We start from the raw sequence: 21,413 nt of genomic DNA on the forward strand, positions 1-21,413 counted from the left end.
TATTCACCGGTGCAGTTTCAACACCGTCAGCGACTCGAACGGATATGACTCGTCCCGGAGCGCAACCGCGCTAAAACCGGACTCGGCGGCAGTTTCCACGACCGCCTCCACGCCGGTCAGACTACTCACCAGCAAGAGCACGTAGCCGTCCGGAGCCAGCACGCGACCAACGTTCCCCAGAAACGGATCGATCACTGCTCGGCCGGTCTCGCCGCCCGAGAGCGCCACCTCCATCCAGTCGTCCCACTCCTCGCCTTCCTCGGTAGGGAGATACGGCGGGTTGAAGAGGACGACATCGCAGGTATCCGTACGAATCGGGTCGAGGAGGTCGGCCCGAACCACTTCGACGCCGCGGTCGCGCGCCGCCCGGCAGGCGTGGGGATTCAGATCGCTGGCAACGACACGTGCTCCCGTTTCCCCGGCCACGCGCTCGGCCACGTAGCCTGAGCCGGTACCGACTTCAAGCACGAGGTTGTCCTCGTCCACCTGCTCGGCAGCAACCGTCGCAAGGAGGTGTGAATCCTCTGCAGGCTGATACACGTCGGTCTCGATGCCACGTCGGTCCGCGAGATCAGTCACTCCTCACCTCCCGGCGACGCCTCCGGGGCGGCGGCGGCCGGTTCCTCGCTCGCACCACTGCGACGACCGACGGTGCGCTGTGGGTACGGGATCGTGATTCCCGCCTCGTCGTATCGCTCCTTGATCGCGCCGATCGCCTGCGTGCGTGCGCCGTTGTACCGGCGCGCGCTCGGTCTGTCGATCCAGAACCGAACCCCAAGCAGGATCGCGGAGTCTCCAAAGCGCTTCGAGACGACCTGTGGCGTCGGGGCCTCTTCGGCGTCCTCGACGTCTTCGATCGCATCGAGCGCGAGCTCCTTTGCCCGTTCGAGATCGGTATCGTAGTCGACGCCGACATCCAGGTCGATCCGAAGACGTCCCTTGCGGCTCCGGTTGACGATCGCCTGGCTGGAGATGACGTCGTTTGGCACCATCACGTACTCTCCATCAACGGTCTCGATTCGCGTGTTCATCATCGTGATGTCAGTGACGATCCCCTCCTGTTCGTCTCGACCGACCTGTACCCAGTCGCCGATCTCGAACGGTCGGGAGAACATCAGTACGAACCCGGCGAGCAGCGATCCGAGGGTCTGTCTGGCGGCCATACCAACCACGATTCCGAGGAAGCCGGCACCGACGAGGAGGCCACTGACGTTGACCTGCCAGACGCCCAGCACGACGAAGAGTGCAAACGTCCAGACGAGCAACTGGGAGAGCCGATAGGTGACCTGTCGCTGATGGCGTGTCACGGCATCGCTCGATCCCATCAGATCGTCGAGGAGTCGGCGGATCACACCCGTAAACACCTGTGCGCCTACGAGTACCAGCACAGTGACGATGAGCTGTGGGATCACCGCGGAGAGCTCGAACCCTTCGACCTCCGCCAGCACGTCGTTGCTCAGGCCCCATAGCTCGACGATCAGAGCGACTGCCGTCGCAAACACGCCGATCACGACGACCGATGCGATCAGATCGGAGACAGTCGGGGAGACGAACCGCTTCAACTGGGACTGGGCCTGCCGGGCGAACCACGCAGCGAGGACGGCACCGGAGATTGCGAGAAGCGTCACGAGGATCTTTCCTTCCGTCGATGCGACCTCTTCGGCGAGCCCTGTCACGCCCATGACCGAGATCAGCGACGAGAGACCGATACTTTCAGCGAGCATACTCACTCATCCCCGTCCGGTTCGGAGCCGAACCCGTACTCGAGTGCAACAGTCGCGACTTCCGCAAACGTGGTCGGCGGTAGTTTGCCGGGTCGTCGACGGAGCAGGTCCTCGTCGAGTTGCTCGATCACTGCCGCGGCGTCGTCGATCCCCGAGATGTGAACTGTGTTGCGGATCGCGTTGCGCAACGTTTTACGTCGCTGGGTAAAGACGGCCTTGACGAACCCGAGGAAGAACTCCTCGTCGGTAACCTCGTACTCCGGCTCACGAGGCGTCGTTCGGACGATCGCACTCTCGACCTCCGGTGGCGGCGAGAACGCCTCGCGGGGCACTGTTTCGACGACCTCGACGTCCGCATAGTGCTGGGCGCTCACCGAGAGGCGTCCGTACTCGTCGGAGCCTGCCGAAGCGGCCATCCGCTCGGCGAACTCCTGTTGAAACATGAGGACGGTCGGCTTTCCTCTGGGTAGTAGCCGAAATGCGAACTCGCTAGATGCGCCGTACGGAAGGTTCGAGACTGATGCCGTGTACTCGGGCAGATCGACTGCCAGCGCATCCCCTTCGATCAGCGTGAGTCGGCCCGCATCGATCTCGTCGGCGAACTCCCGGCGGAGAAAGTCAGCGAGATTTCCGTCCCGCTCGATCGCGGTGACGTGATCGGCAACCGCAAGCAGTCGGTCGGTAAGCGCACCGGTTCCGGCACCGATTTCTAGAATGTGACTGCGGTCGGTGTCGGGATCGAGATGCTCGGGCACGCGATCGAGCACGCGATCATCGACGAGAAAGTGCTGATCGCGGTCGGGGTTCCCCCGGACGCCAGCCCGCGCGAGCAACCCATCAGGATCTCTCATTGGTTCGACCGGTATGGCACCCGTCCGTGTAAACGCATTGGCTTGCGATCGGTCGAGCGACTCCGTCGAAAAAAGCGTTGTGGCCGATCATACTGGTTACTCTCGTCATTTACCGGCGATCGTCGGACCGGGTGTGGACGACCACCGGTAACCAGTGAGAGTAAACACTATCAGTCGCCGCTGCCAACGAACCTTCGATATTTCAGGTCGTCCTCGCGGAGCTCCTCGATAATACGCTCGACGATCACACCCTTTGGATCGTGGAGTCCGCTGACGCGCTCCTCGACCTCCTCGAAGCTCTCGAACGGTTTTCGCTTTCGCTCGTCGAGGATCGTGTTCCGGAGCTTCTTCCCGATCCCCGGCAGCAAGTTCAGCTGGTGGAGTCGGAGCGTGATCGGCTGTGCGTCGTTATAGAAGTCGACGAACCGGCTTTCGTTTGCCTCGACGATCTCTTCGACGACGTAGTCGAGTTCGGACGTCGCACCGCTGGAAAGATCCTCGTACTCCACGGTCCGGAGCTGTTGAATGGATCTCCGTTCCTCGGCGGGGGAGACGACGATCCGATCGCCGATACTCACGTCGGCCTCGTCCTCGAAGAGGAGTTCGTAGAGATAGAAGTCTCGCTCGCCGATGGCGTAGGCTGCCGAGGGGGTCTCGTACTGTGGTCGGTCGTCACCCGGCAATCCGTGGGGCAGGTGATCGAGTACGACCGCGTGACGCAGCGTCGACTCGTCGTCAGTGGCGTCGCTCATCGTACGTAGGTGTAAGGCGACCTGTCACTTAAAGAGTGGCCTACCATACGGATTGCCGTACGATAATTCTACAGCGCCTGCCGTACGGTCGCGCGCAGAAACAGTTATCAGCAGACCCTATCAGGCGTACTTCGCGACGACGTCGAGAATAGCGTCCAGCTCGTCGCCCGACAGCGTGTAACGCTCCTGTGCGTAGACGGTGCGGAGTTCGTCGCGGTCCTGAGGAAGCAGGTTCGTGATCTTGTAGGCGGTCGACTCGTCAACCTTGTCGAGCTCCTGGAGTTCATCGACGAGTTCGCGTGACTCCTCGGGGTCGAGCACGGCGAATCTGTTGGCATGCTCGATCGCACGCGCTAGCTCGTAGCGCATCTCCCGGTCCGGATCCTCCGCGCGCTCTTCTTCGACCTCGGAGAGCAGTTCCTTGGTCTCGGAGACGGTGAGATACTCCTCGCTGATCTTCTCTTTGAAGATCGTCATCGCTTACTCCTGTGCCGACAGGTGTGCTGGGTTCGCGAGCAGGGTCTTCGATTTGCCCTTGTCGCTGATCTCGACCTTGAACGAACGGCCCTGCTTGCCGACGACGGTGCCGGTGTGGCCGTTGAAGCGCGGGTGGAACTGACCTTTCGGGGTGCTGGGATCGATCGCGAGGTGGACCTTCTGTCCCTCGTCGAATTCCTGGATCGATCGCTGTGGCGGCGACGCGCCGCGGTCACGCGGACTGTTCGACAGCTTGTTCCGGGTTCCTTGTCGGGGTCCTTTGGAGTTTGGCATAGTCGTATCCCGGCTTAGACCGCTTGGCGTAATAAAAGGTGCGTTCCCGTCCTGCGAGACCGCGTGCGAACGGCTCGCAAATGCTTCACAACGCTTTTCGCCCGACACGCACCTACGTGGTTGTATGGACGAAGACGCTGTCCGAGACCTGCTCCGTGAGGTCGAGGACCCCGATCTGGGCGACGATATCGTCTCGTTGAATCTCGTCAACGGGATCGAACTCGATGGCGAATCTGTACACGTCTCGCTCGCGCTGGGCGCGCCGTACTCACCGGTGGAGACGGCGATTGCCGACGAGGTACGGCAGGTACTCGGTAATGCGGGACTCGAGGTAGAGCTCTCCGCCCACGTCGACGAGGGGATCAGTGCCGACGAGCAGGTGTTCCCCGGCGTCGAGAACGTCATTGCGGTCGCCTCCGGCAAGGGCGGCGTCGGCAAGAGTACCGTCGCGGTGAACCTCGCGGCCGGACTCGCGGATATGGGCGCTCGCGTCGGTCTGTTCGACGCCGATATCTACGGGCCGAACATCCCGCGGATGGTCGACGCCGACGAGCCCCCACAGGCGACCGAGGACGAGACGCTCGTCCCGCCGGAAAAATACGGGATGAAGCTGATGAGCATGGCCTTCCTCGTCGGCGAGGACGATCCGGTCATCTGGCGTGGGCCGATGGTCCACAAGGTGCTCACCCAGCTCTGGGAGGACGTCGAGTGGGGACAGCTCGATTACATGGTGATCGACCTGCCGCCAGGGACGGGGGATACCCAGCTCACTCTGCTCCAGACCGTTCCAGTAACCGGCGCAGTCATCGTCACGACGCCCCAGGACGTCGCGCTCGACGACGCGCGGAAGGGTCTGGAGATGTTCGGCAAACACGACACGCCGGTCCTTGGCATCGCCGAGAACATGGCGACGTTCAAATGTCCAGACTGTGGCGGCGAGCACGACATCTTCGGGGCCGACGGCGGGAAACGCTTCGCCGACGTTCACGACATGCCGCTTTTGGGATCGATTCCGCTCGACCCCGCAGTCCGGAGCGGCGGCGATGCGGGCAAGCCGATCGTCCTCGATCAGGACAGCGACACTGGCGAGGCGTTCAGACACATCGCACGGGAAGCGTCGAACAACGCGGGGATCGTTCGCCGCCGTACCCAGCAGTGAGCGATGGCTGAGAACCCAGCCGAGCGCTTCGACGACGACCCCGAGCGTGTGGAGACGCTGCGCGAGATTGCGGATGACGTCCGCGGCGACTCCTCCGAGAGCCGCCAACTCGCGGCGATTCTCTACCGGGTGAGCGATCTCTACGACGAGGACGAGCAGACCGATCCCATCGAGATCTACCGGAACGTCGAGACGATCATGCAGATCAAGGCCCAGGGTGGGCGGGAGCCGTGAGGACGTGCATAATATCACGTTGTATATAATCTAACATTGTAACATCGCAGGCAGCGGGGAGGCCAGCAATTGAGGAAGATAGCGAGCGCCCATACGCTGCCGACACTGGATTGGACGATGTGATCGGCGGTACTGGTTTTAGTTGACGGGCCGAACAGCGTGTATGGACCTGTACGATTCACTGAGGACGCTCCCCGTCGACATCGACGAGTGCACCCTCCATCGACATGAGCGCGAAACCTCCAGCGGCTTTACCCGCGTAAGCACGACTGTCGAACTCCACGGCGGCGGTGTCGTGGGCCGTGGCGAGGACGTCACCTACGAGACGCCGGATCACGACGCGCTGCACGAGGCTGGCCCGCCCACCCTTGCGGGCGAGTACACTCACGCGGAGTTCTCCGGGCTGCTCGCCGATGTCGAGCTGTTTCCGGAGCCGCCCGTACAGACGGCCTCGCACAACTACCGCCGGTGGGCCTTCGAGAGCGCGGCGCTCGACCTCGGACTCAAGCAGCGCGGCGAGACGCTGGCCGAGGCGCTCGGCCGGGAGTACGACCCGGTACGATTTGTCGTCAGCACGCGACTGGGCGATCCACCGTCGATCGACCGCGTCGAACGCTGGCTGGAGCTATACCCGGATCTGGAGTTCAAGCTCGACCCGACCAGCGAGTGGCCTGTCGAGCTCGTCGACGCACTCGCAGAGCGTGAGGTCGTTCGCGTCCTCGATCTCAAGGGCCAGTACAAAGGCACCGAGGTCGACCAGCCGGCCGATCCCGACCTCTACGAGCGGGTCGCAAACGGCTTCACCGACGCCCTGATCGAAGACCCCGAGTTGACGCCGGAGACGCGAGCGGTACTCGACGGGCACTGGGATCGGGTCACGTGGGACTACCCGATCACCGGCGTCGAGAGCATCCGCGACCTCGACCGGGAGCCCGACTGGCTCAATATCAAGCCCTCGCGCTTTGGCTCCGTCGAGTCACTGCTCACGAGTATCGAATACTGTCTGGATCGCGGGATCGAGCTGTACGGCGGCGGTCAGTTCGAGCTTGGTGTCGGCCGCCAGCATATCCACGCCATCGCATCGCTGTTCTATCCCGACGCACCGAACGACGTAGCTCCGCGGGCGTACAACGATCCCGAGCCCTCGGCGGGCCATCCGACGAGTCCGCTTTCGCCCCCGGCTGAACCGTCGGGGCTGGAGTGGGGCGAAAACTAGGGCGCAGCGAGACGTTTTTGTCGCCGCCCCACCATCCCGGACGTGTGGACGCAAACCAAGAGGAGCTCTCGAACCCCTTCGGAATGGACGAGGACTGCCGGAACTGCCCGGCGCTCTGTGAGACGCGCAAGCAGGTAGTGCATGGGTACGGCGACGTCGGCGCTGATTTCCTGTTCGTCGGGGAGGTGCCGGGAGCTGGCCCCGACCGCACCGGCGTTCCGTTTACCGGCGACGAGACTGGCCGGGCCCTCCTCTCGATTCTCCGACGGCTCGGCCTCTGTGGCTCGGAACCGGACAGCGAGGAGCCCAGACTCGGAAACACGTTTCTCACCTACACGGCACGCTGTCGCCACCCCGGCCGTGCGCCGACCGACGAGGAACTCGGGAACTGCGAACCGTATCTCAACGCCGAGATCAGAATGATCAACCCCGAGATCATCGTTCCAGTCGGCGAGCGAGCCCTCGAAGAGATCGGCACCGAATATACGACAACGCCGGTCGAAGAGCTCGATATCGTCGCGGATCACGCCAGTCGGATCCGCGGCAGAGGGTTCGAGTTGATGCCGATGATCGACCCCACCGAGCAGACCGACCAGCAGACGCAGGCGTTCGTCGAGGCCTTTGCCGAGCTAATGGCAAGCGATTATCGGCAGACGAAGGGGCGGCGGGGCCGGTAAGCGTGGAACAGTCGTCCTACAGCTCGACGCCGCTCGGGATGAGACTGTGCTTTCGCAGCAAGTTCCCCTCCTCGTTGTAGACGAGGAACGTCTCTTTATCGTACGACAGCAGCTCCTCGCCGTCGATCCGTAGTTGGACACCGTATCGGCCGTCAGTGTCCGGGTCGTGCTCGCCGTATCGACGTGCAGCCCGAATGAACTGCAGGACGTCAGCGGCGGCCTCGTTGAGTTCAAGGACGAAGTCGCCGGTCGTTCTGTTCGTTACGCTGACGACGCCGGTGGCGTCCTCCGCGTCCGGCGGTGACTGCAGTCGATAGGCGACATCAGTCTCTTCGGCCGTGAGCAGATCACCATCTGCGTTTGTGAGGCGCTCTCGGAGTGTCGTTCCCGGCCCGTCGAAATCGATCGTTACCTGCGGCTGGGCGGGCTCGCCGTCGTCGTCGATCCAGTCGATGTTCTCGGCCTCCAGTGTAAAGTAATCGCGCCTCATTCCCTGTCGAGCGGTATGTCCTCGCTGGCAATGAACGTAACGCCTGCGGGGAATACCACGAGGGGCCATCGTACCCAGTCCGAACGGATCCGTGATGGTGGAGTTTATATGGGTTCCGGGGCGTCATCCTCCATGGCCTGGGTTCGCTCCGAGTATGCTGGCGAGTTGGCTGTTGTCTCCGCGTGGCTCGCGGCACTGCTGCCGTGGAATGTCACCTATGCAACTATTTTCGAGGGAGAGGCCACTGTGCTCTCGATCCGGTTTCCGTTCGTCCAGTTGCGATACGTGCTGGGTATCGAGTTACCCGGCAGTGAGGGACTATCGATCGATCACCCGATGGCTGCCCGGAGTCTGGTAGAGGGGACTCCTGTGATCGTGTATGACCTCTGGATCGTCGGCGCGCTGTGTATTCTCGCTGCGGTCGGGCTCAGTGTCGTCATGTATCTCCGCGAGGAGTGGGTTACAGAACGGCTCCCGCGAAGTCCGGTCCGGGTCATGGGGGCGTTGCTTGCCGGAGCGACGATCGCGCTGTCGGCGTCGACAGTTGCTATCATCACACACGGCGAGTTCGGCGGTGGACTCCCGATTCCGATCGGTCTGGTCGTACTCGGGGCGCTCTCGTGGATACTGTTGACCGTCGACCTTGCCTGAGTTCGCCCGCCCAATTTAAGGGAGTCGACTACATTGTACCGCGACAGACAATGCCGTGTCGATCGGAGGCGGTAGCGAGAGCTTGATGCATGACAGAAGACACTGACCCAGGCTCGATCCCGCTCGGAATGGACGACGTACCGACAGCGGACGCTACCGCGGACGGAAGCGCAAGCCGGGAGTCACTCGGGCAGCGACTGCGACGAGCCCTCGATCTCCTGAAAGGATCGACGATCGATGTCGATCGATATCGCCCGGGAGAGCACGGCCCGTTACTGTCCTTTACCGGGCTCGACGGGTACGACGAGATCGACCGATACTGGGTGAATGCCCCATTCGCCTTCGTCTCGATCAACCACGACCGGGAGCGCAATCGCAAGCGCTACCACGTCGTCGAACCCGAACTGGACGACGACGAGTACGAGCTCCTCGAAACGCTGTTCGACGATATCCGCGATCCGCTTGTTTATCGGGGGGATGTCAACACCGAAAACGTCGAGGCGGTGCTGGTCGAGGAGCTTCGCAACCACCTCGAACGATACGGCGTCGAGATAGACACTGTCGGCTTCTACAGGTTGTTTTACTACCTCTATCGCTCGTTCCGTGGCTACGGCAAGATCGATCCGATCATCCACGACCCACATATCGAGGACATCTCCTGTGACGGCTACGAACTGCCGATCTTCGTCTACCACGACGACTACACCGACATCGAGACGAACGTCTCCTTCGGGAAAGGGGCGCTCGATAACTTCGTGATCCGGCTCGCCCAGCAGTCAGGCCGTCACATCAGCGTCGGAGAGCCGATGGTCGAGAGCACGCTGCCCGACGGGAGTCGTGCGGAACTCGCACTCGGCGAGGAGGTGACCCCCCGCGGCTCGGCCTTCACCATCCGCAAGTACTCCGAGGAGCCGTTCACGCCGATCGATCTACTGGAGTACGGCACCTTCAGCGTCGACCAGATGGCCTTTCTCTGGTTTGCGATCGAGCACAACAAGTCGCTGATCTTCGCAGGCGGGACTGCATCCGGGAAGACGACCTCGATGAACGCCATCTCGATGTTCATCCCGCCGCGCTCGAAAGTGCTCTCGATCGAGGATACCCGTGAGCTGACGCTGTATCACGACAACTGGCTCTCCAGTGTCACACGCGAGCGAATACACGAGGGCAACGACATCACGATGTACGACCTGTTGCGCTCCGCGCTCCGGCATCGCCCCGAATACATCATCGTCGGGGAGGTGCGTGGCGACGAGGCGATCACGCTCTTCCAGGCGATGAACACCGGCCACACGACCTACTCGACGATGCACGCCGACTCGGTACAGACGGTGATCAACAGACTGGAGAACGACCCGATCAACGTCCCCCGGTCGATGGTCCAGTCGCTCGACGTCCTCTGTGTGCAGACGCTGACCCGGTTCGACGACGAACGGGTCCGACGGAACAAGACGATTGCCGAAATCGAGGGGATCGACCAGCGAACCGGCGAGCTGGACTACTCGACCAGCTACAGATGGGACGCGAGCGACGACACGTTTACCGAAAGCGGGAGCAGTATCGTACTGGAGGAGATCCGTGAGGATCGTGCGTGGTCACAGGCACAGTTGTTATCGGAGCTACGAAACCGGCGGACGTTTCTGGAGTACCTCTGGGAGAACGATATCAGCGGCTACCGGCGTTTCACCGCGCTGGTCAACGACTACTACGCCGACCCTGACGCCGTAATCGAGCGCATAGAGAACGACGAGATGGACCGGCCGACAGCTCCCGCCGAGTGACAGCATGTGGGTCTATCTCTCGGTCGCGCTCGTGGCGCTGTTGACCGCACCGCCACTCCTCGCCGCCCTCAGCGAACGCGCAAACCGGGTCGTGACACGGATCGCGATCGTCACGTTCGCGGACCATCTCGACATGGATGGCAGAAGACGCCTCCGCAACGAGCACCGGCTCAGGCAGGCACAGTTTCCGACCACGTATCGGATCTACGCCGGCAAGACAGTGCTGTATGCGGTTCTTGCTGGTCTGGTCGGCGTGATCCTTGGCGTTCACGTCGCACGGGGACTCAGACGTCTACTGACGACCAGTCCGGAGGCCCTCCTGGCCGAGCTCCCTGCCGCACTCCACTTCCTGGCGGGGGTCGGCGGTAGTGCCGAGTTACAGACAGTACAGTGGGTGGCACTGCTCGTGAGCAGCTGTCTACTGATCGGCGCGCTGTTCGGGGGTGGTGTCCACTGGTTGCGCTGGTGGTACCCGGCCAACGTGGCGAAGACACGTAAAGCACGCATTGAGGCCAATCTGCCACAGGCGGTCGCGTTCATGTACGCCCTCTCGCGGAGCGGGATGGAGCTCCCACAGGTTATGCGCATTCTCGCCGAGACCGAGCACGTCTACGATGCCGCCGCCGAGGAATTTTCTGTCGGCGTGCGCCACATGGACCTGTTCGGCAAGGACGTCGTGACGGCGATCCAGACGATGGGCGAGCAGACGCCCAGCCCGCAGTTCAAGGAGTTCTGTGAGAACCTCGCAAGCGTCCTCCAGAGCGGACAGAGTCTCGCGGAGTTCCTCGAAGGCGAACACGAGTCGTTTCAGGAGGAAGCCGAGGCCCAGCAAGAACAGCTGCTCAACGAACTGGCCACGCTCGCAGAGGCTTACGTCACGGTGCTTGTTGCCGGACCGCTCTTTTTGATCACGATCCTCGTCGTAATCGGCATCGCCGTCACCGACACGCTCGATTTCCTCCGGCTGTTCGTCTACGTCCTCCTGCCGCTTGCGAATCTCGGATTCATGCTCTACCTGACGACAGTGATGGGCGAACAGTCGGCCGGGGATGCCGTCAGCGGGATTGCCTCGTCGGTCGAACACCTTTCCGGGATCCGACAGAGCGCTGCTGAAACTGCCCGTACGGACGGAGGACGCACCCTTTCCCGGAACGACCAACGCGTAGAAAATCTCCGAAAGGTACAGTTGTACCGGCAGCTCCGCTGGCTTCGCGACGTGCTCGGACAACCGGTACGAACGGCGATCGATCGGCCAGTGACCGTCCTCTGGGTAACCGTTCCGTTCGTGGTTGTCGTCGGCGTCCTCCGGCTCTACTGGACAGTCTCACTCGGCATTCCGCTGGTGGTGGTGCTTGACGACATCCTCATCCAGTCGGCGCTGTTCGTCATCGGGACCTTCGCCATCGTGTACGAGATCCACCGCCGCCGGATCGCGGCGATCGAGGCCGTTATCCCCGATCTGATGGATCGGCTGGCGAGCGTCAACGACGCCGGAATGACGGTTATCGAGAGTCTTGGCCGCGTTCGCGGGAGCGATCTGGGTGCGCTCAACAATGAACTCGACCGTGTCTGGGCGGACATCCAGTGGGGCGCAAACGTCACCACGGCGCTCCGACGGTTCGAGACGCGCGTCCGGACGAAGACTGTTTCTCGAACCGTGACGCTCATCGTGCACGCGATGAACGCAAGCGGTGACCTCGCTCGCGTCCTCCGGATCGCTGCCGGACAGGCGAAAGCCGACCGCCGTCTTCAGCGGGCCCGGACCCAGGAGATGCTCACCTACGTCGTTGTCGTCTACGTCGCCTTCGGCGTCTTCCTCGTCATCATCGCCGCGCTGGATCTGGTACTCATCCCAAGCCTCCCGGATGACAGCGTCCTGCCGGAATCGACCGGTGCCGCCGGACAGGTCGGCTTCGGCGGCGTCCTCGACGAACTCGGCTCGGTCAACGAGGCTGCCTACACGCTCGTATTCTTCCACACGACCGCGATCCAGGCCGTCTTCTCGGGGTTGATCGCCGGACAGATGAGCGGCGGGTCGATCAAAGACGGCGCGAAACACGCCGCCGTGTTGCTCTCGATTGCCTACCTCGTCTTTCTCTTCCTCTGAGTCGCCGCTGTTTTGTCGATACCCATCCTTCATCGGGTATGGACCGCTCGACGGCCGATGTTCGCGACACCTACGACGAGATCGCGCGCCACTTCGCTGAGACGCGCGAGTACGCATGGCCGGAAGTCGAGGAGTTTCTTTCCGACCGCACGGGTGCCGTCGGGCTCGATCTGGGCTGTGGGAACGGCCGTCACGCGCAGACGCTCGCCGAGCATACCGACCACGTGCTCGGCGTCGACGTGAGCCGTGGGCTGCTCGAAACCGCGCGTTATCGTCGCCGCGAGCGGGGGTTCGATGTCGAACTCGTACAGGGTGACGCATCGCGACTCCCCCTCACGACCGGCACAGTCGACCTCGCCGTCTACGTCGCGACGCTCCACCACTTGCCCACCCGGACGGATCGGGTCGCCAGTCTCGACGAACTGTCGCGGGTGCTCGCTCCCGCCGGCAGGGCGCTCGTCTCGGCGTGGAGCACAACACACGACACGTTTGACGCCGACGAGGGGTTCGATACGACGGTCGACTGGACGCTTCCCGGTGGCGAGACAGTCGACCGGTTCTACCACATCTACGATCCTGGGGAGTTCCGCGCTGATCTCGACCGGAGTGCGCTCGATCCACTCGATGTCTTCCTCTCCAGTGGTAATTGCTATGCGGTCGTCGGACCGAAAGGGAAACGCCCTTAATGCACCGCGGATTACGATAGTATGCACGCTGGTGTGGGCCTATGGCCCACCGGTACAGCGCATCGGGTCTTGACTCCCGATGCGTTTCACCATGTGCGCGTCGGTGGTCTAGTGGCAGGACCTGAGCCTTCCAAGCTCATGGCCCGGGTTCAAATCCCGGCCGACGCATTTTGTGAGGAACGGACGTGACGAACAAAATCGTCAGAGGGATTTGAATCCTACCAGTCGCGCACAGCGAGCGAAGCGAGCGAGCACGTCTGGTTCCGGTTCAAATCCCGGCCGACGCACTTCCGACAGACTTCGTCTGTCGACGTTTGCTTCGCTTTGCTCAGCAAACTCCCTGCGGTCGTGCGTCGCCCGTAGTTCGCAAACAAACCGCGTTTGCTCACTCCTGATCGACAGAGTCGATCAATGTTTGCTTCGCTCCGCTCAGCAAACTCCCGGCCGACGCATTTTGTGAGGTGCTCGCGAACTCTGTGAGCGAGGGCCAGGAAACGTAGTTTCCAATGACGGAACTGAGGAACAACTTTGTCAAATCCCTGGTCGACGTTCAAGCGGAAACCAGTACTGGGACGAGGATGCCGATCGTCGACAGCACGAGTGTCAATACAGCGATCAACTGGACATCGACTTCTTCGATGACCCGCTCGATGAGCCGGACGTTCGTCCGGTGGATCGCCCAGAGCAGGGACAACGAGAGGTAATGATAGGTGAGGATCGTCCCGAGCACTCCCCCACGATCAGGTTTTGTCGGCGTCCACGATACTGTGGACGGATCACTGTCTGTTGACGCTGGTGCGACCGGCCGGTCCGCCGGCCTAGAGCCGACATCGCGTGCGACGGGTTCTTCTCCGGGAGCCGGCGCCTCGACGTCCTCAAACAATGATGAGGCACAGAACGCACAGAGCTGATCTGTCGTGTCGCCGATCGATACCTCGACCAATTCCGAGCGTGTGACTGTCTGGGCACAGAGCGGACAGGCATACTCCGAGTCGTGCTGTACTGTCTCCCCCCGTTCGATCGTTCGTTCCTTATTCATTCGTACCCCCCGAAGGAGTCCATATCGTTGCCTCCGGATCAGCCCGATGTTAGGATCGATCGGGGATACGATTGACCCTCCATATGATGGTGTGTCTGAGTGAGCCATCGGCTGTTCTGGTATGAACTGATACCAGAGATCATCAATACCAGTCACTCCGATTCGTTATTACCATCCCCGTTCGGGGTAAGTCAGGGTTACCTGCGGTAGTGAAAGGGCTATCCTCTGCAGTCGGGGGTACTCGACCGCAGCCGAACATAGACTGTGGCTCCGACGATTCGAACGAAAATCCGATCGTACCGCACTGAAATGTGGTCGTACTGGCTGTCACGATAGCGAGTGCGTAAACCGTTCAGGACCGTTTGTTCATACCCGGTTAGTAACTAAGCGGGTTACACGGCAAACGACTGGGTGTATGCCAACGTGCAACAACTGTGGGGCGTTCGTGACCCGAGACTTCGCTCGTGTGTTCGGTGACAATCAGGAGAACGTCAGCGGCTGTGTCGAGTGTACGACGGGGAGGGATCTCAAGTCGGGCGGGGCGACTGAAGCGGTGACGCAGTGATCAGTTCGCCGTAGCCGACACCGACTCGTCGACGTACTCGGACTCCCACTCGCGACGCGCTTCGATCTCACGGCTGCCGCGGGCTGTCAGTGAGTAAAAGTTCGTCCGACGGTCGAGTTCCCCTTTTTCAGCGAGTCCTTTCTCGACTAGCGTGTCAAGGTTTGGGTAGAGTCGTCCGTGGTGTATCTCGCTCTCGTAGTACTCTTCGAGTTCGTCTTTAATCGCAAGCCCATGGGGGTCATCGAGTCCGGCAATGACGTACAACAGGTCGCGCTGGAATCCGGTCAGGTCGTACATGTGACTGTATTATAATAGTTCCTGTATCGTGTTAAGTCTGACGCCCCGACACACACGAATCCCTATCTGCCTCTGACGATCATGTCCCATGTGGCCAGCGTGTGTAATATACTCGGTAATATTAAAGAAAATATGCTCGGAGTGAAACAGACCAAGCTATCAGCAGACATAAACACACGCCACATATCAGTAGTTTAATAGACACATTGAGACGGCATCTACCGGACTCTTTCAGTAGGAGACGGATCTGTACAATCGCCCCGAAAATTACCGGTCCGCTTCGTCGGTGATCGTCCGCAGGCGATCAGTCGGGAACGACTCAAGCAACTCGTCGGTACAGCGCCAGTCCCAGTTGCCGCTTTCGGTTCCAGGGGTGTTGAACCGCGCTTCGGCACCGAGACCGTACAGGTCCTGTAGTGGGACGACGGCCAGCGAGGAGGCAGTGTGCCAGGCGCGTTCGATCATGTCCCAGTGTATCTCGCTCCCGTCGCTCCCGAGATAGTAATGGAGACAGTCGACCTGCTCGTCCTCCAGCGCTTCGTACCACCCTCGAACCGTGTTCGTGTCGTGGGTGCCGGGATACGCAACTGTATCCTCTTCGTAGGTATGTGGAAGGTAGATGTGGTCCTCGGAACACCAGTCGGCATACTGCATCACCTTCATGCCGGGCGCGTCGATATCGCGGCGAAGCTGGGTGATCTCCTCGGTGATGAAGCCGATGTCCTCGGCGATAAAGGGAAGCTCGCCGAGTTCGTCTTCGATCCGATCGAAAAAGTCGATCCCGGGTCCGTCTCGCCACTCTCCCTCGTCTCCATCGCCATCGGCAGGGATGGCGTAGTACTCCTCGAAGCCACGGAAGTGGTCGAGCCGAACGATATCGGCGAGTTCGAGTTGCCGTTCGAGTCGGGCGATCCACCACTCGTAGCCAGAGGCCTCGTGTTCGGCCCAGTCGTAGACCGGCGGCCCCCACTTCTGAGCGGGGTTGACCTCGTCGGCTGGGACACCGGAGACGTCCTTCGGCGTGCCGTCCTCGTCGAGTTCGAACAGCTCGGGGTTGGCCCAGACGTCGGCGCTATCCTGTGCGACGTAGATGGGAAGATCGCCGACGATCTGGACACCGCGTTGCTCGGCGTGAGTTCTGAGCCGGTCCCACTGCCGGGCAGCTACAAACTGCAGGAACGCCCGATAGCGGATCTCGTCAGCCAGTTCCTCGCGGTACTCGTCGAGGGCATCTGGCTCGCGCAGCGCGACTGGCTCGGGCCAGTTAGTCCAGCTCTCACCGTCGAACTCGCGTTTCAAGGCGCGAAACAGCGCGTAGTTATGCAGCCAGTCGGTCTCCTCGCGGAAGCGCTCGAACGCGCCCCACAGCTCATCGGGACGATCATCGTCGAACCGGTCGAATGCCGTCCGGAGAAGCGGATATTTGAACTCCCGGACAGCATCGTAGTCGACGTACTCATTCGGGAACGGCTCGGTGGGCGTCACTTCCTGTGGTGTGAGTAGTTCTTGTTCGACCAGCACGTCGAGGTCGATCAGAAGCGGTTCGATGGCGAACGCGGAGTACGCCTGGTACGGCGAGTTGCCGTGGATACTGGAGATCGGTCCGAGTGGGCACAGTTGCCAGAGTGACTGATCGGCCTCGGCGAGCGTGTCGACGAACTCGCGGGATGGCTGTCCGATCGATCCGATACCGTGGGAACTGGGCAACGAGGTTGGATGAGCGAACACCCCGCTTTGACGTGGAAACCGGCTCATAGAATTAGTTTCAGAGGCAAGTATAGTAAACGTGGTGCAACCGTCTCGTGGCTGCAAGGGGTTCACATACCAGTTACAGTTCGACGGTCGTGAGCGTCGTCCCGACCTGCTCGAGCTCGTCGGCGTCAGTTGCCGCGATAACCGTTATTGACTCGGTGCCGGGGCCGACTTCGACGGTGCCCTCGAACTCTCCACCGTCTGCCGAGTACAACTGCGTATCGTCGTGTGTCCAGAGAACGATACTGTCGCCACGGGTCGTCCCTGTGACGGTTGCAGTTTCGTCCTCGACGGTAATCTCGTCGACAGCCATCGGCGGGCCGTCCGGATCGTGGACCGTATAGCGCTCCTGGACGAAAGCCGGTGTTTCGACGGGTTCTCCAGCGTCGATTCCGTCGGCAAGGCGGATGTACTGCGCCATACTCCACGCGAGTGGCGTCGCAGCACCGGTCCCCTCACCGAACTCCCAACCGTATTCGGTTGGATATTCGCGGTCCCAGACCTGTTCGGGAATCATCCGGGCGGAGTTCGCGAACTGTTGCATCGTTTCGAGTAGCCGCTGGGGATCCTCCTCACCGCTCTCGGTACCGGCGAGCAGTTCGTACTCGGCGCGTTCGCCGGTGAAGATGGGCCAGAGCCGGCCGGCTCCCTGCCGGTCCAGTGCCCAGGGCCCTCCCTCATCCGGTTCGACCTCACTCATCTCGCCGTAACAGTCGCCGTTGTAGCGATACCAGCCGGGGCCGTTGGGCGTCTCGACACGGATCGTGTCGTCGGCGACCTCGATCGAGTTCTCGATCAGTTCGTAGTCTGGCGAGCGGATGCCAAGCCTGACGAGTTCGAGGAAACCGCCGTCGATAATATCTCGTTCGTCCAGTGTCGGTCCGTTGTTTGCCAGCTCACGTTTGACGCCACTGTCGGGGGCGCCGTTTCGTGAGACACGGATATAGTACGGCGCTTCGTCGTGGCGCTCGGTCCCCTCGTATGTTGCACACCAGCGATCGACGCCGGTACGCCAGTAGTCGGCGAAGCCGAGATATGCCAGCGCGTCGGCACGCTCTCCTTCGGCGTCCGCGAGCGGCGCCGCACAGGCGATCCCGGCGATCTCGGCCGCGATCGTCGACGGCGAGTAGCCGGCTTCCTCCTCCCAGCGCTCCTGACCGCTTCGTGGACCGGACCGGAGCATATACTCGACAGAGCGACGGACGTGGTCGTAGTCGTAGACTACGTCGTCGAACTCGATGCCGTGGTCAGCGTAGAGCTGATACGCCATCACCGAGGGGAACGCGACGTTGTCGAGTTGTTCGCCGCCCCAGCGGATCCGCCCGTCGAGGTAGGTGTTCTGCGAGATGAACCCGTTCGGGCGCTGCTGGTAGTCGTAGATGTACTCGGTTGCCTCGATGGCGCTATCGAGATCACCGATCGCTTCGAGCGCGGTGAACACCTGATAGAGGTCACGCGCCCAGGTGAAGTTGTAACCGAAGTCCATCGGGTTCTCTGCATCGACGTTGACTCCCCACGGGACGGAGGGGCTGGCGATGCCCGCGCCGACGAACGTCTTGTCCTCGACCGCCTTGAGCACCATCGCGGCAGCACGGTACTGGTTTGCAAGCGCCGGGCTCGACTGGACCGACTCCGGAAGCTCGATGGACTCGGTGTAGGATTGCCAGCTATCGACGTACTCGCTTCTGACGCCGACGTAGCCACGTGAGAGTGCCCGCTGGGCTTCCGTGAGTGCGCGATCGGTGTCCGCGTTCTCGGCGAATCCGAGTGCGATCGTATCCGCGATCGACCCGGTTCGCTCTCCGACCCGTCCGACCAGCACGCCGTGGCCGGGATCGGCGTGATCGACGGAGTCGGTCGGTTCTCCGTCAGCGAACAACCGTGCGAGGTGTTCCTGCCCGGCCAGTCCGACGGTCGCCCAGTCGAACGACCGGTGTGATGCGATCGCAGCGGCGACCTGATACGGCTCTCCGTTCGGATCGACGAACGCGGGATCATCAGCAGCTTCGACGTCCCATGCGGTCAGCGCGTAGCCGTCGGCGTCCTCTACGAGCTCGCTTTCGGTTCCCTGCATGTATCCCGACAGCGCAGCATCGCCGACGACGTAGATGTCGTACTGATTACTATCGGTCGCCGTAAAGCCGAAGTCCATCAGGATGGTCTCGGTCTCCGGGTCCGTAATGTACTCGACGACGATCTCCCAGCCGTGACCGTTCGACCCGGTCTCGGTAATGGTCTGTCGGTAGACCAGCGAGTCAGAGCCAACCATTTCGGTTTCGCGCTCGATCGTTTCCAGAGAGTCGTCGGTACGGTCCTCGTTGTGCGTCCGTGCCGTATAGCTTGACTCCTCGTCGGCGTCGACGACGAGGAAATCGAGTGTCCGGAAGTTCATCAGGTCCGCACGCGGGAATCGTGGCTCGGTGAGCGCGCCCTCGGTCAGCGTGAACCAGACCCGCGAGGGTGACTCGGTGCCGTGGTCTGCAGCCGTCCCGATCCCGTACTTTTCCCCAGTGGTCCACGTGGATGCCACTGCCGGACCGACCGGCTGAGTAGTCTGTGAGGTCGTGCTGAGCCCACCGACGTTCTGCAGGGTTGCGATAGTCCCCGATCGTTTTGCGTGTGCCCATGCCAGTGGCGTCGCACTGTCGGCCTGTCCGTCGTCGAACACCTGCTCGGGGAGATACCCGGAATCGCCGACCAGGTGTCCGTCCGCTTCGACGGCGGAGAGAAGCTCTCTGGACCATTCGAACATTTGCTCTTCCCACTCCTCGTCCTCGACGAGGTCGCCTAGCGCAGCGAGAGCCTCGGCCCCCCAGACCGTCGCGAGCGGCCATACTTTCTCCCCGTCCTGTCCGCGCTTGCGGAACTCGTCGCCCTCGAACCGGCAGAGGCCGAAGAGCTCCCCGGCATCGTCAGTCCGTGTGAGCCGCTCGATGGTCATGTCGACGTGTGAGGCGAGCTGATCGAGCCGGGTATCGTCGACGTCGTCGACCCCCTTAGCATACTCGCGGTGTGCTTCGACGAGCGCAAGCGTACTCGCATCGGCGGTCGTGTCTCCGGGTTTTCGCTCGAAGATGCCCTCCTCTGCGAACCGATCATCGAGGCCCTCGTAGATCGCTTTGGCCCGTGCCGATGCCGCTTCGGTCAACTCCTGGTCGATCGGTGCGCGTGCGATGGCCGAAAAGGCGAGCAGTTCCATCGCGGCAGTGTGAGTGAACCGACCTGTCTCGCCCTCCCAGATGTCCAGACACGGCTCGGGGAGCCCGTCCTTGTCGAGGAGGTCGGTCAGTCCCTCGAACCCTGCCCGGATCGTTCCCTCTACCCGGGCAAACAGATCAGTCTCCGGAGAGCCCTGTCGCAGGTAGGTCGCGAGATACGCCAGCACGCTTGCGGTTCCGTCGGCGGCGTACTCGGTGCCGTCACGGCTGACACGTGAGTTGCCCCAGCCGGGGGCCAGCGCGCCGTTGTGCGCCCACACGCGCTGTGGCCACGTCCCGTCGGAGAGTTGCGTTTCGGCGTAGAATCTGGCCGAGTCGGCGTGGCGCTCTTCGAGTTCGACGCCAAACTGATCGTCAACCGAGAGCAAGTGTCGGGCGATCTCAGCGTCGTCACGGAACCACGTATAGCCGTACCCGCCGGAATAGACGTGATACGGGTCGTACTCCGGCCCCTTGATCCGTGCACCTGTCGGTGCGGTGAGCAGGGAGAGTGCACGCAGATCATCGACGACCGAGTCCCGCGATGGGATGTCCGGAACGTCGATCGAGTTGTGCAGGTTCGCACGCTTGCGAATTGCCCGGTCAGTCTGGTAATGGTCCGCGAACGCACGGACGTGTGCCAGCGCATCGTCCCTGTTGGTCTCCTCGTGGTCGGCGACCAGCGTGACAAGCGTGGACTGTGCATGTCCGCCCTCGTCGTCGAGTTTCGTCTCGACGACCATCGTATCCGAGAGGTCGTCGTCGGTGTGTGAATCGATCCCCAGCCCGGCTGGATCGTCCGACAGGAGTGCATCCAGCCCCTCGCGGCGTTGACTGCTGACGTTCTGGATGCCGGTCGATGCAGTAACGTAATCGTGTTCGACGTCGTGGAAGACTTCGAGGACGCCCTCATGCATGAGATGGCCGACACTGCTTGACTGACCATCGGGTGAAAACGCCATCGCGGCGACGAGTCGTGGGCGCTCTGGCATGTCACCACGCACTTCGACGTGGGTGAGGTGTGCCCGCTCCAGGGTGTAATCGTACTGGTGAACGGAGAACTCTCCGGCGTCGTGTTCCGTGACGATCATGGTCGTCTCGCCCTCGTAGGTCTGCCGGGTCGTCTCCATCTCGTCGAACCAGTGTACCCCGTCGTCCGAGCCGATCCCCAGACGGGAACGTTCGATACCGTGTTTGTTCAATGTGGCACCGGAGTAATCGCGGATCGATCCGCTCCGGTCAACGTAGACGAGTCGTCCCTCATCACCGCTGAACAGCCCATTGACCGACGATCGCTCGCCGGGATGGGTACCGTCGTCGTGATGCTCTCGCTTGTATTCGTCGATCGCAATGCGCATGGTCATGGTGAAAGATCAGGGTCCCCGCCTGAATGTTGGCGGAAATCGTTCATCACGTCGCTAGTCGGTATCCATATTTAAACTTACTCATGCCACGGTACTGTGG

The 21,413-nt window shown here is 61.8% G+C and carries 20 protein-coding genes and 1 tRNA gene; 10 read left to right on the plus strand and 11 right to left on the minus strand.

The window, feature by feature from the left end; genetic code table 11:
* Positions 1-3: 3 nt before the first annotated feature.
* The 6 genes from AArcS_RS07465 to AArcS_RS07490 form a co-directional block, all read right to left on the minus strand.
* Positions 4-579, minus strand: a complete 576-nt coding sequence (locus tag AArcS_RS07465; RefSeq protein ID WP_238479856.1) for a HemK2/MTQ2 family protein methyltransferase — start codon at positions 577-579, stop codon at positions 4-6.
* Entirely contained in the window at positions 576-1,724 is a 1,149-nt protein-coding gene (locus tag AArcS_RS07470; protein WP_238479857.1) for a mechanosensitive ion channel family protein, read from the minus strand. Before AArcS_RS07470 ends, AArcS_RS07465 begins: the two co-directional genes overlap by 4 nt.
* A 2-nt stretch (positions 1,725-1,726) precedes the next feature.
* Complete coding sequence (locus AArcS_RS07475) at positions 1,727-2,575, minus strand: 16S ribosomal RNA methyltransferase A (protein WP_238479858.1); 849 nt, start codon at positions 2,573-2,575, stop codon at positions 1,727-1,729.
* A gap of 170 nt (positions 2,576-2,745) precedes the next feature.
* Positions 2,746-3,327, minus strand: coding sequence for a DUF655 domain-containing protein (locus AArcS_RS07480; protein WP_238479859.1), 582 nt, complete (start codon positions 3,325-3,327; stop codon positions 2,746-2,748).
* Between the two features lie 120 nt (positions 3,328-3,447).
* The gene (locus AArcS_RS07485) at positions 3,448-3,804 is read right to left on the minus strand and encodes an RNA polymerase Rpb4 family protein (RefSeq protein WP_238479860.1); all 357 of its coding nucleotides are present in this window, start codon (positions 3,802-3,804) and stop codon (positions 3,448-3,450) included.
* A gap of 3 nt (positions 3,805-3,807) precedes the next feature.
* Entirely contained in the window at positions 3,808-4,098 is a 291-nt protein-coding gene (locus AArcS_RS07490) for a 50S ribosomal protein L21e (protein WP_238479861.1), read from the minus strand.
* A 124-nt stretch (positions 4,099-4,222) separates the two neighbouring features.
* Here AArcS_RS07490 and AArcS_RS07495 point away from each other — a divergent pair, with 124 nt between their 5' ends.
* The 4 genes from AArcS_RS07495 (at position 4,223) to AArcS_RS07510 (ending at position 7,384) form a co-directional block, all read left to right on the plus strand.
* Entirely contained in the window at positions 4,223-5,257 is a 1,035-nt protein-coding gene (locus AArcS_RS07495) for an Mrp/NBP35 family ATP-binding protein (RefSeq protein ID WP_238479862.1), read from the plus strand.
* Positions 5,258-5,260: 3 nt separating this feature from the next.
* Complete coding sequence (locus AArcS_RS07500; protein WP_238479863.1) at positions 5,261-5,491, plus strand: DUF7976 family protein; 231 nt, start codon at positions 5,261-5,263, stop codon at positions 5,489-5,491.
* Between the two features lie 163 nt (positions 5,492-5,654).
* Entirely contained in the window at positions 5,655-6,707 is a 1,053-nt protein-coding gene (locus tag AArcS_RS07505; protein ID WP_238479864.1) for an enolase-like domain-containing protein, read from the plus strand.
* A 44-nt stretch (positions 6,708-6,751) separates the two neighbouring features.
* Positions 6,752-7,384: a uracil-DNA glycosylase gene (locus tag AArcS_RS07510; protein ID WP_238479865.1), complete on the plus strand. Its 633-nt coding sequence runs from the start codon at positions 6,752-6,754 to the stop codon at positions 7,382-7,384.
* Positions 7,385-7,400: 16 nt separating this feature from the next.
* On the opposite strand, the gene AArcS_RS07515 is transcribed toward AArcS_RS07510, so the two are convergent.
* Entirely contained in the window at positions 7,401-7,874 is a 474-nt protein-coding gene (locus AArcS_RS07515; protein ID WP_238479866.1) for a DUF5793 family protein, read from the minus strand.
* Positions 7,875-8,006: 132 nt separating this feature from the next.
* Between AArcS_RS07515 and AArcS_RS07520 the strand changes: the two genes are divergently transcribed.
* The 5 genes from AArcS_RS07520 to AArcS_RS07540 all read left to right on the plus strand — a co-directional run bounded on the left by AArcS_RS07520 (position 8,007) and on the right by AArcS_RS07540 (position 13,267).
* A complete protein-coding gene (locus AArcS_RS07520) occupies positions 8,007-8,525 on the plus strand; it encodes a DUF7549 family protein (protein ID WP_238479867.1) in 519 nt (172 codons plus the stop codon).
* Between the two features lie 89 nt (positions 8,526-8,614).
* Positions 8,615-10,306 carry a type II/IV secretion system ATPase subunit gene (locus AArcS_RS07525; protein ID WP_238479868.1) on the plus strand — a complete coding sequence of 564 codons (1,692 nt, stop codon included), beginning with the start codon at positions 8,615-8,617 and terminating at the stop codon, positions 10,304-10,306.
* 4 nt (positions 10,307-10,310) lie between these two features.
* The gene (locus AArcS_RS07530; protein WP_238479869.1) at positions 10,311-12,413 is read left to right on the plus strand and encodes a type II secretion system F family protein; all 2,103 of its coding nucleotides are present in this window, start codon (positions 10,311-10,313) and stop codon (positions 12,411-12,413) included.
* Positions 12,414-12,451: 38 nt separating this feature from the next.
* Positions 12,452-13,099: a class I SAM-dependent methyltransferase gene (locus AArcS_RS07535; protein WP_238479870.1), complete on the plus strand. Its 648-nt coding sequence runs from the start codon at positions 12,452-12,454 to the stop codon at positions 13,097-13,099.
* A 97-nt stretch (positions 13,100-13,196) separates the two neighbouring features.
* Positions 13,197-13,267, plus strand: a tRNA-Gly gene (locus AArcS_RS07540).
* A 382-nt stretch (positions 13,268-13,649) separates the two neighbouring features.
* On the opposite strand, the gene AArcS_RS07545 is transcribed toward AArcS_RS07540, so the two are convergent.
* Entirely contained in the window at positions 13,650-14,138 is a 489-nt protein-coding gene (locus AArcS_RS07545) for a hypothetical protein (RefSeq protein ID WP_238479871.1), read from the minus strand.
* Between the two features lie 415 nt (positions 14,139-14,553).
* On the opposite strand from AArcS_RS07545, the gene AArcS_RS07550 reads away from it, so the two are divergent.
* On the plus strand, positions 14,554-14,703 hold the full coding sequence (locus AArcS_RS07550; protein WP_238479872.1) for a DUF7563 family protein: 150 nt from the start codon (positions 14,554-14,556) through the stop codon (positions 14,701-14,703).
* Here the strand turns inward: AArcS_RS07550 and AArcS_RS07555 are convergent, their stop codons facing one another.
* The 3 genes from AArcS_RS07555 to AArcS_RS07565 all read right to left on the minus strand — a co-directional run bounded on the left by AArcS_RS07555 (position 14,704) and on the right by AArcS_RS07565 (position 21,313).
* Positions 14,704-15,000, minus strand: a complete 297-nt coding sequence (locus tag AArcS_RS07555; protein ID WP_238479873.1) for a PadR family transcriptional regulator — start codon at positions 14,998-15,000, stop codon at positions 14,704-14,706.
* A 267-nt stretch (positions 15,001-15,267) separates the two neighbouring features.
* The gene (malQ, locus tag AArcS_RS07560) at positions 15,268-16,755 is read right to left on the minus strand and encodes a 4-alpha-glucanotransferase (protein WP_238479874.1); all 1,488 of its coding nucleotides are present in this window, start codon (positions 16,753-16,755) and stop codon (positions 15,268-15,270) included.
* Between the two features lie 73 nt (positions 16,756-16,828).
* Positions 16,829-21,313 (minus strand): DUF7997 domain-containing protein, encoded by a 4,485-nt coding sequence (locus tag AArcS_RS07565; protein WP_375139641.1) that lies wholly within the window; start codon positions 21,311-21,313, stop codon positions 16,829-16,831.
* Between the last annotated feature and the right edge of the window lie 100 nt (positions 21,314-21,413).

Source organism: Natranaeroarchaeum sulfidigenes, from assembly GCF_017094485.1.
Taxonomy (GTDB): Archaea; Halobacteriota; Halobacteria; order Halobacteriales; family Natronoarchaeaceae; genus Natranaeroarchaeum; species Natranaeroarchaeum sulfidigenes.

Excerpts from the sequence above, each read along its gene's own strand:
- AArcS_RS07495 (WP_238479862.1), top strand. The coding sequence starts at position 4,223 with ATGGACGAAGACGCTGTCCGAGACCTGCTCCGTGAGGTCGAGGACCCC.
- malQ (WP_238479874.1), bottom strand. The coding sequence starts at position 16,755 with ATGAGCCGGTTTCCACGTCAAAGCGGGGTGTTCGCTCATCCAACCTCG.
- AArcS_RS07515 (WP_238479866.1), bottom strand. The coding sequence starts at position 7,874 with ATGAGGCGCGATTACTTTACACTGGAGGCCGAGAACATCGACTGGATC.
- AArcS_RS07505 (WP_238479864.1), top strand. The coding sequence starts at position 5,655 with ATGGACCTGTACGATTCACTGAGGACGCTCCCCGTCGACATCGACGAG.
- AArcS_RS07485 (WP_238479860.1), bottom strand. The coding sequence starts at position 3,804 with ATGACGATCTTCAAAGAGAAGATCAGCGAGGAGTATCTCACCGTCTCC.
- AArcS_RS07500 (WP_238479863.1), top strand. The coding sequence starts at position 5,261 with ATGGCTGAGAACCCAGCCGAGCGCTTCGACGACGACCCCGAGCGTGTG.
- AArcS_RS07470 (WP_238479857.1), bottom strand. The coding sequence starts at position 1,724 with ATGCTCGCTGAAAGTATCGGTCTCTCGTCGCTGATCTCGGTCATGGGC.
- AArcS_RS07520 (WP_238479867.1), top strand. The coding sequence starts at position 8,007 with ATGGCCTGGGTTCGCTCCGAGTATGCTGGCGAGTTGGCTGTTGTCTCC.
- AArcS_RS07525 (WP_238479868.1), top strand. The coding sequence starts at position 8,615 with ATGACAGAAGACACTGACCCAGGCTCGATCCCGCTCGGAATGGACGAC.
- AArcS_RS07545 (WP_238479871.1), bottom strand. The coding sequence starts at position 14,138 with ATGAATAAGGAACGAACGATCGAACGGGGGGAGACAGTACAGCACGAC.
- AArcS_RS07555 (WP_238479873.1), bottom strand. The coding sequence starts at position 15,000 with ATGTACGACCTGACCGGATTCCAGCGCGACCTGTTGTACGTCATTGCC.
- AArcS_RS07480 (WP_238479859.1), bottom strand. The coding sequence starts at position 3,327 with ATGAGCGACGCCACTGACGACGAGTCGACGCTGCGTCACGCGGTCGTA.
- AArcS_RS07565 (WP_375139641.1), bottom strand. The coding sequence starts at position 21,313 with ATGACCATGCGCATTGCGATCGACGAATACAAGCGAGAGCATCACGAC.
- AArcS_RS07535 (WP_238479870.1), top strand. The coding sequence starts at position 12,452 with ATGGACCGCTCGACGGCCGATGTTCGCGACACCTACGACGAGATCGCG.
- AArcS_RS07490 (WP_238479861.1), bottom strand. The coding sequence starts at position 4,098 with ATGCCAAACTCCAAAGGACCCCGACAAGGAACCCGGAACAAGCTGTCG.
- AArcS_RS07550 (WP_238479872.1), top strand. The coding sequence starts at position 14,554 with ATGCCAACGTGCAACAACTGTGGGGCGTTCGTGACCCGAGACTTCGCT.
- AArcS_RS07530 (WP_238479869.1), top strand. The coding sequence starts at position 10,311 with ATGTGGGTCTATCTCTCGGTCGCGCTCGTGGCGCTGTTGACCGCACCG.
- AArcS_RS07475 (WP_238479858.1), bottom strand. The coding sequence starts at position 2,575 with ATGAGAGATCCTGATGGGTTGCTCGCGCGGGCTGGCGTCCGGGGGAAC.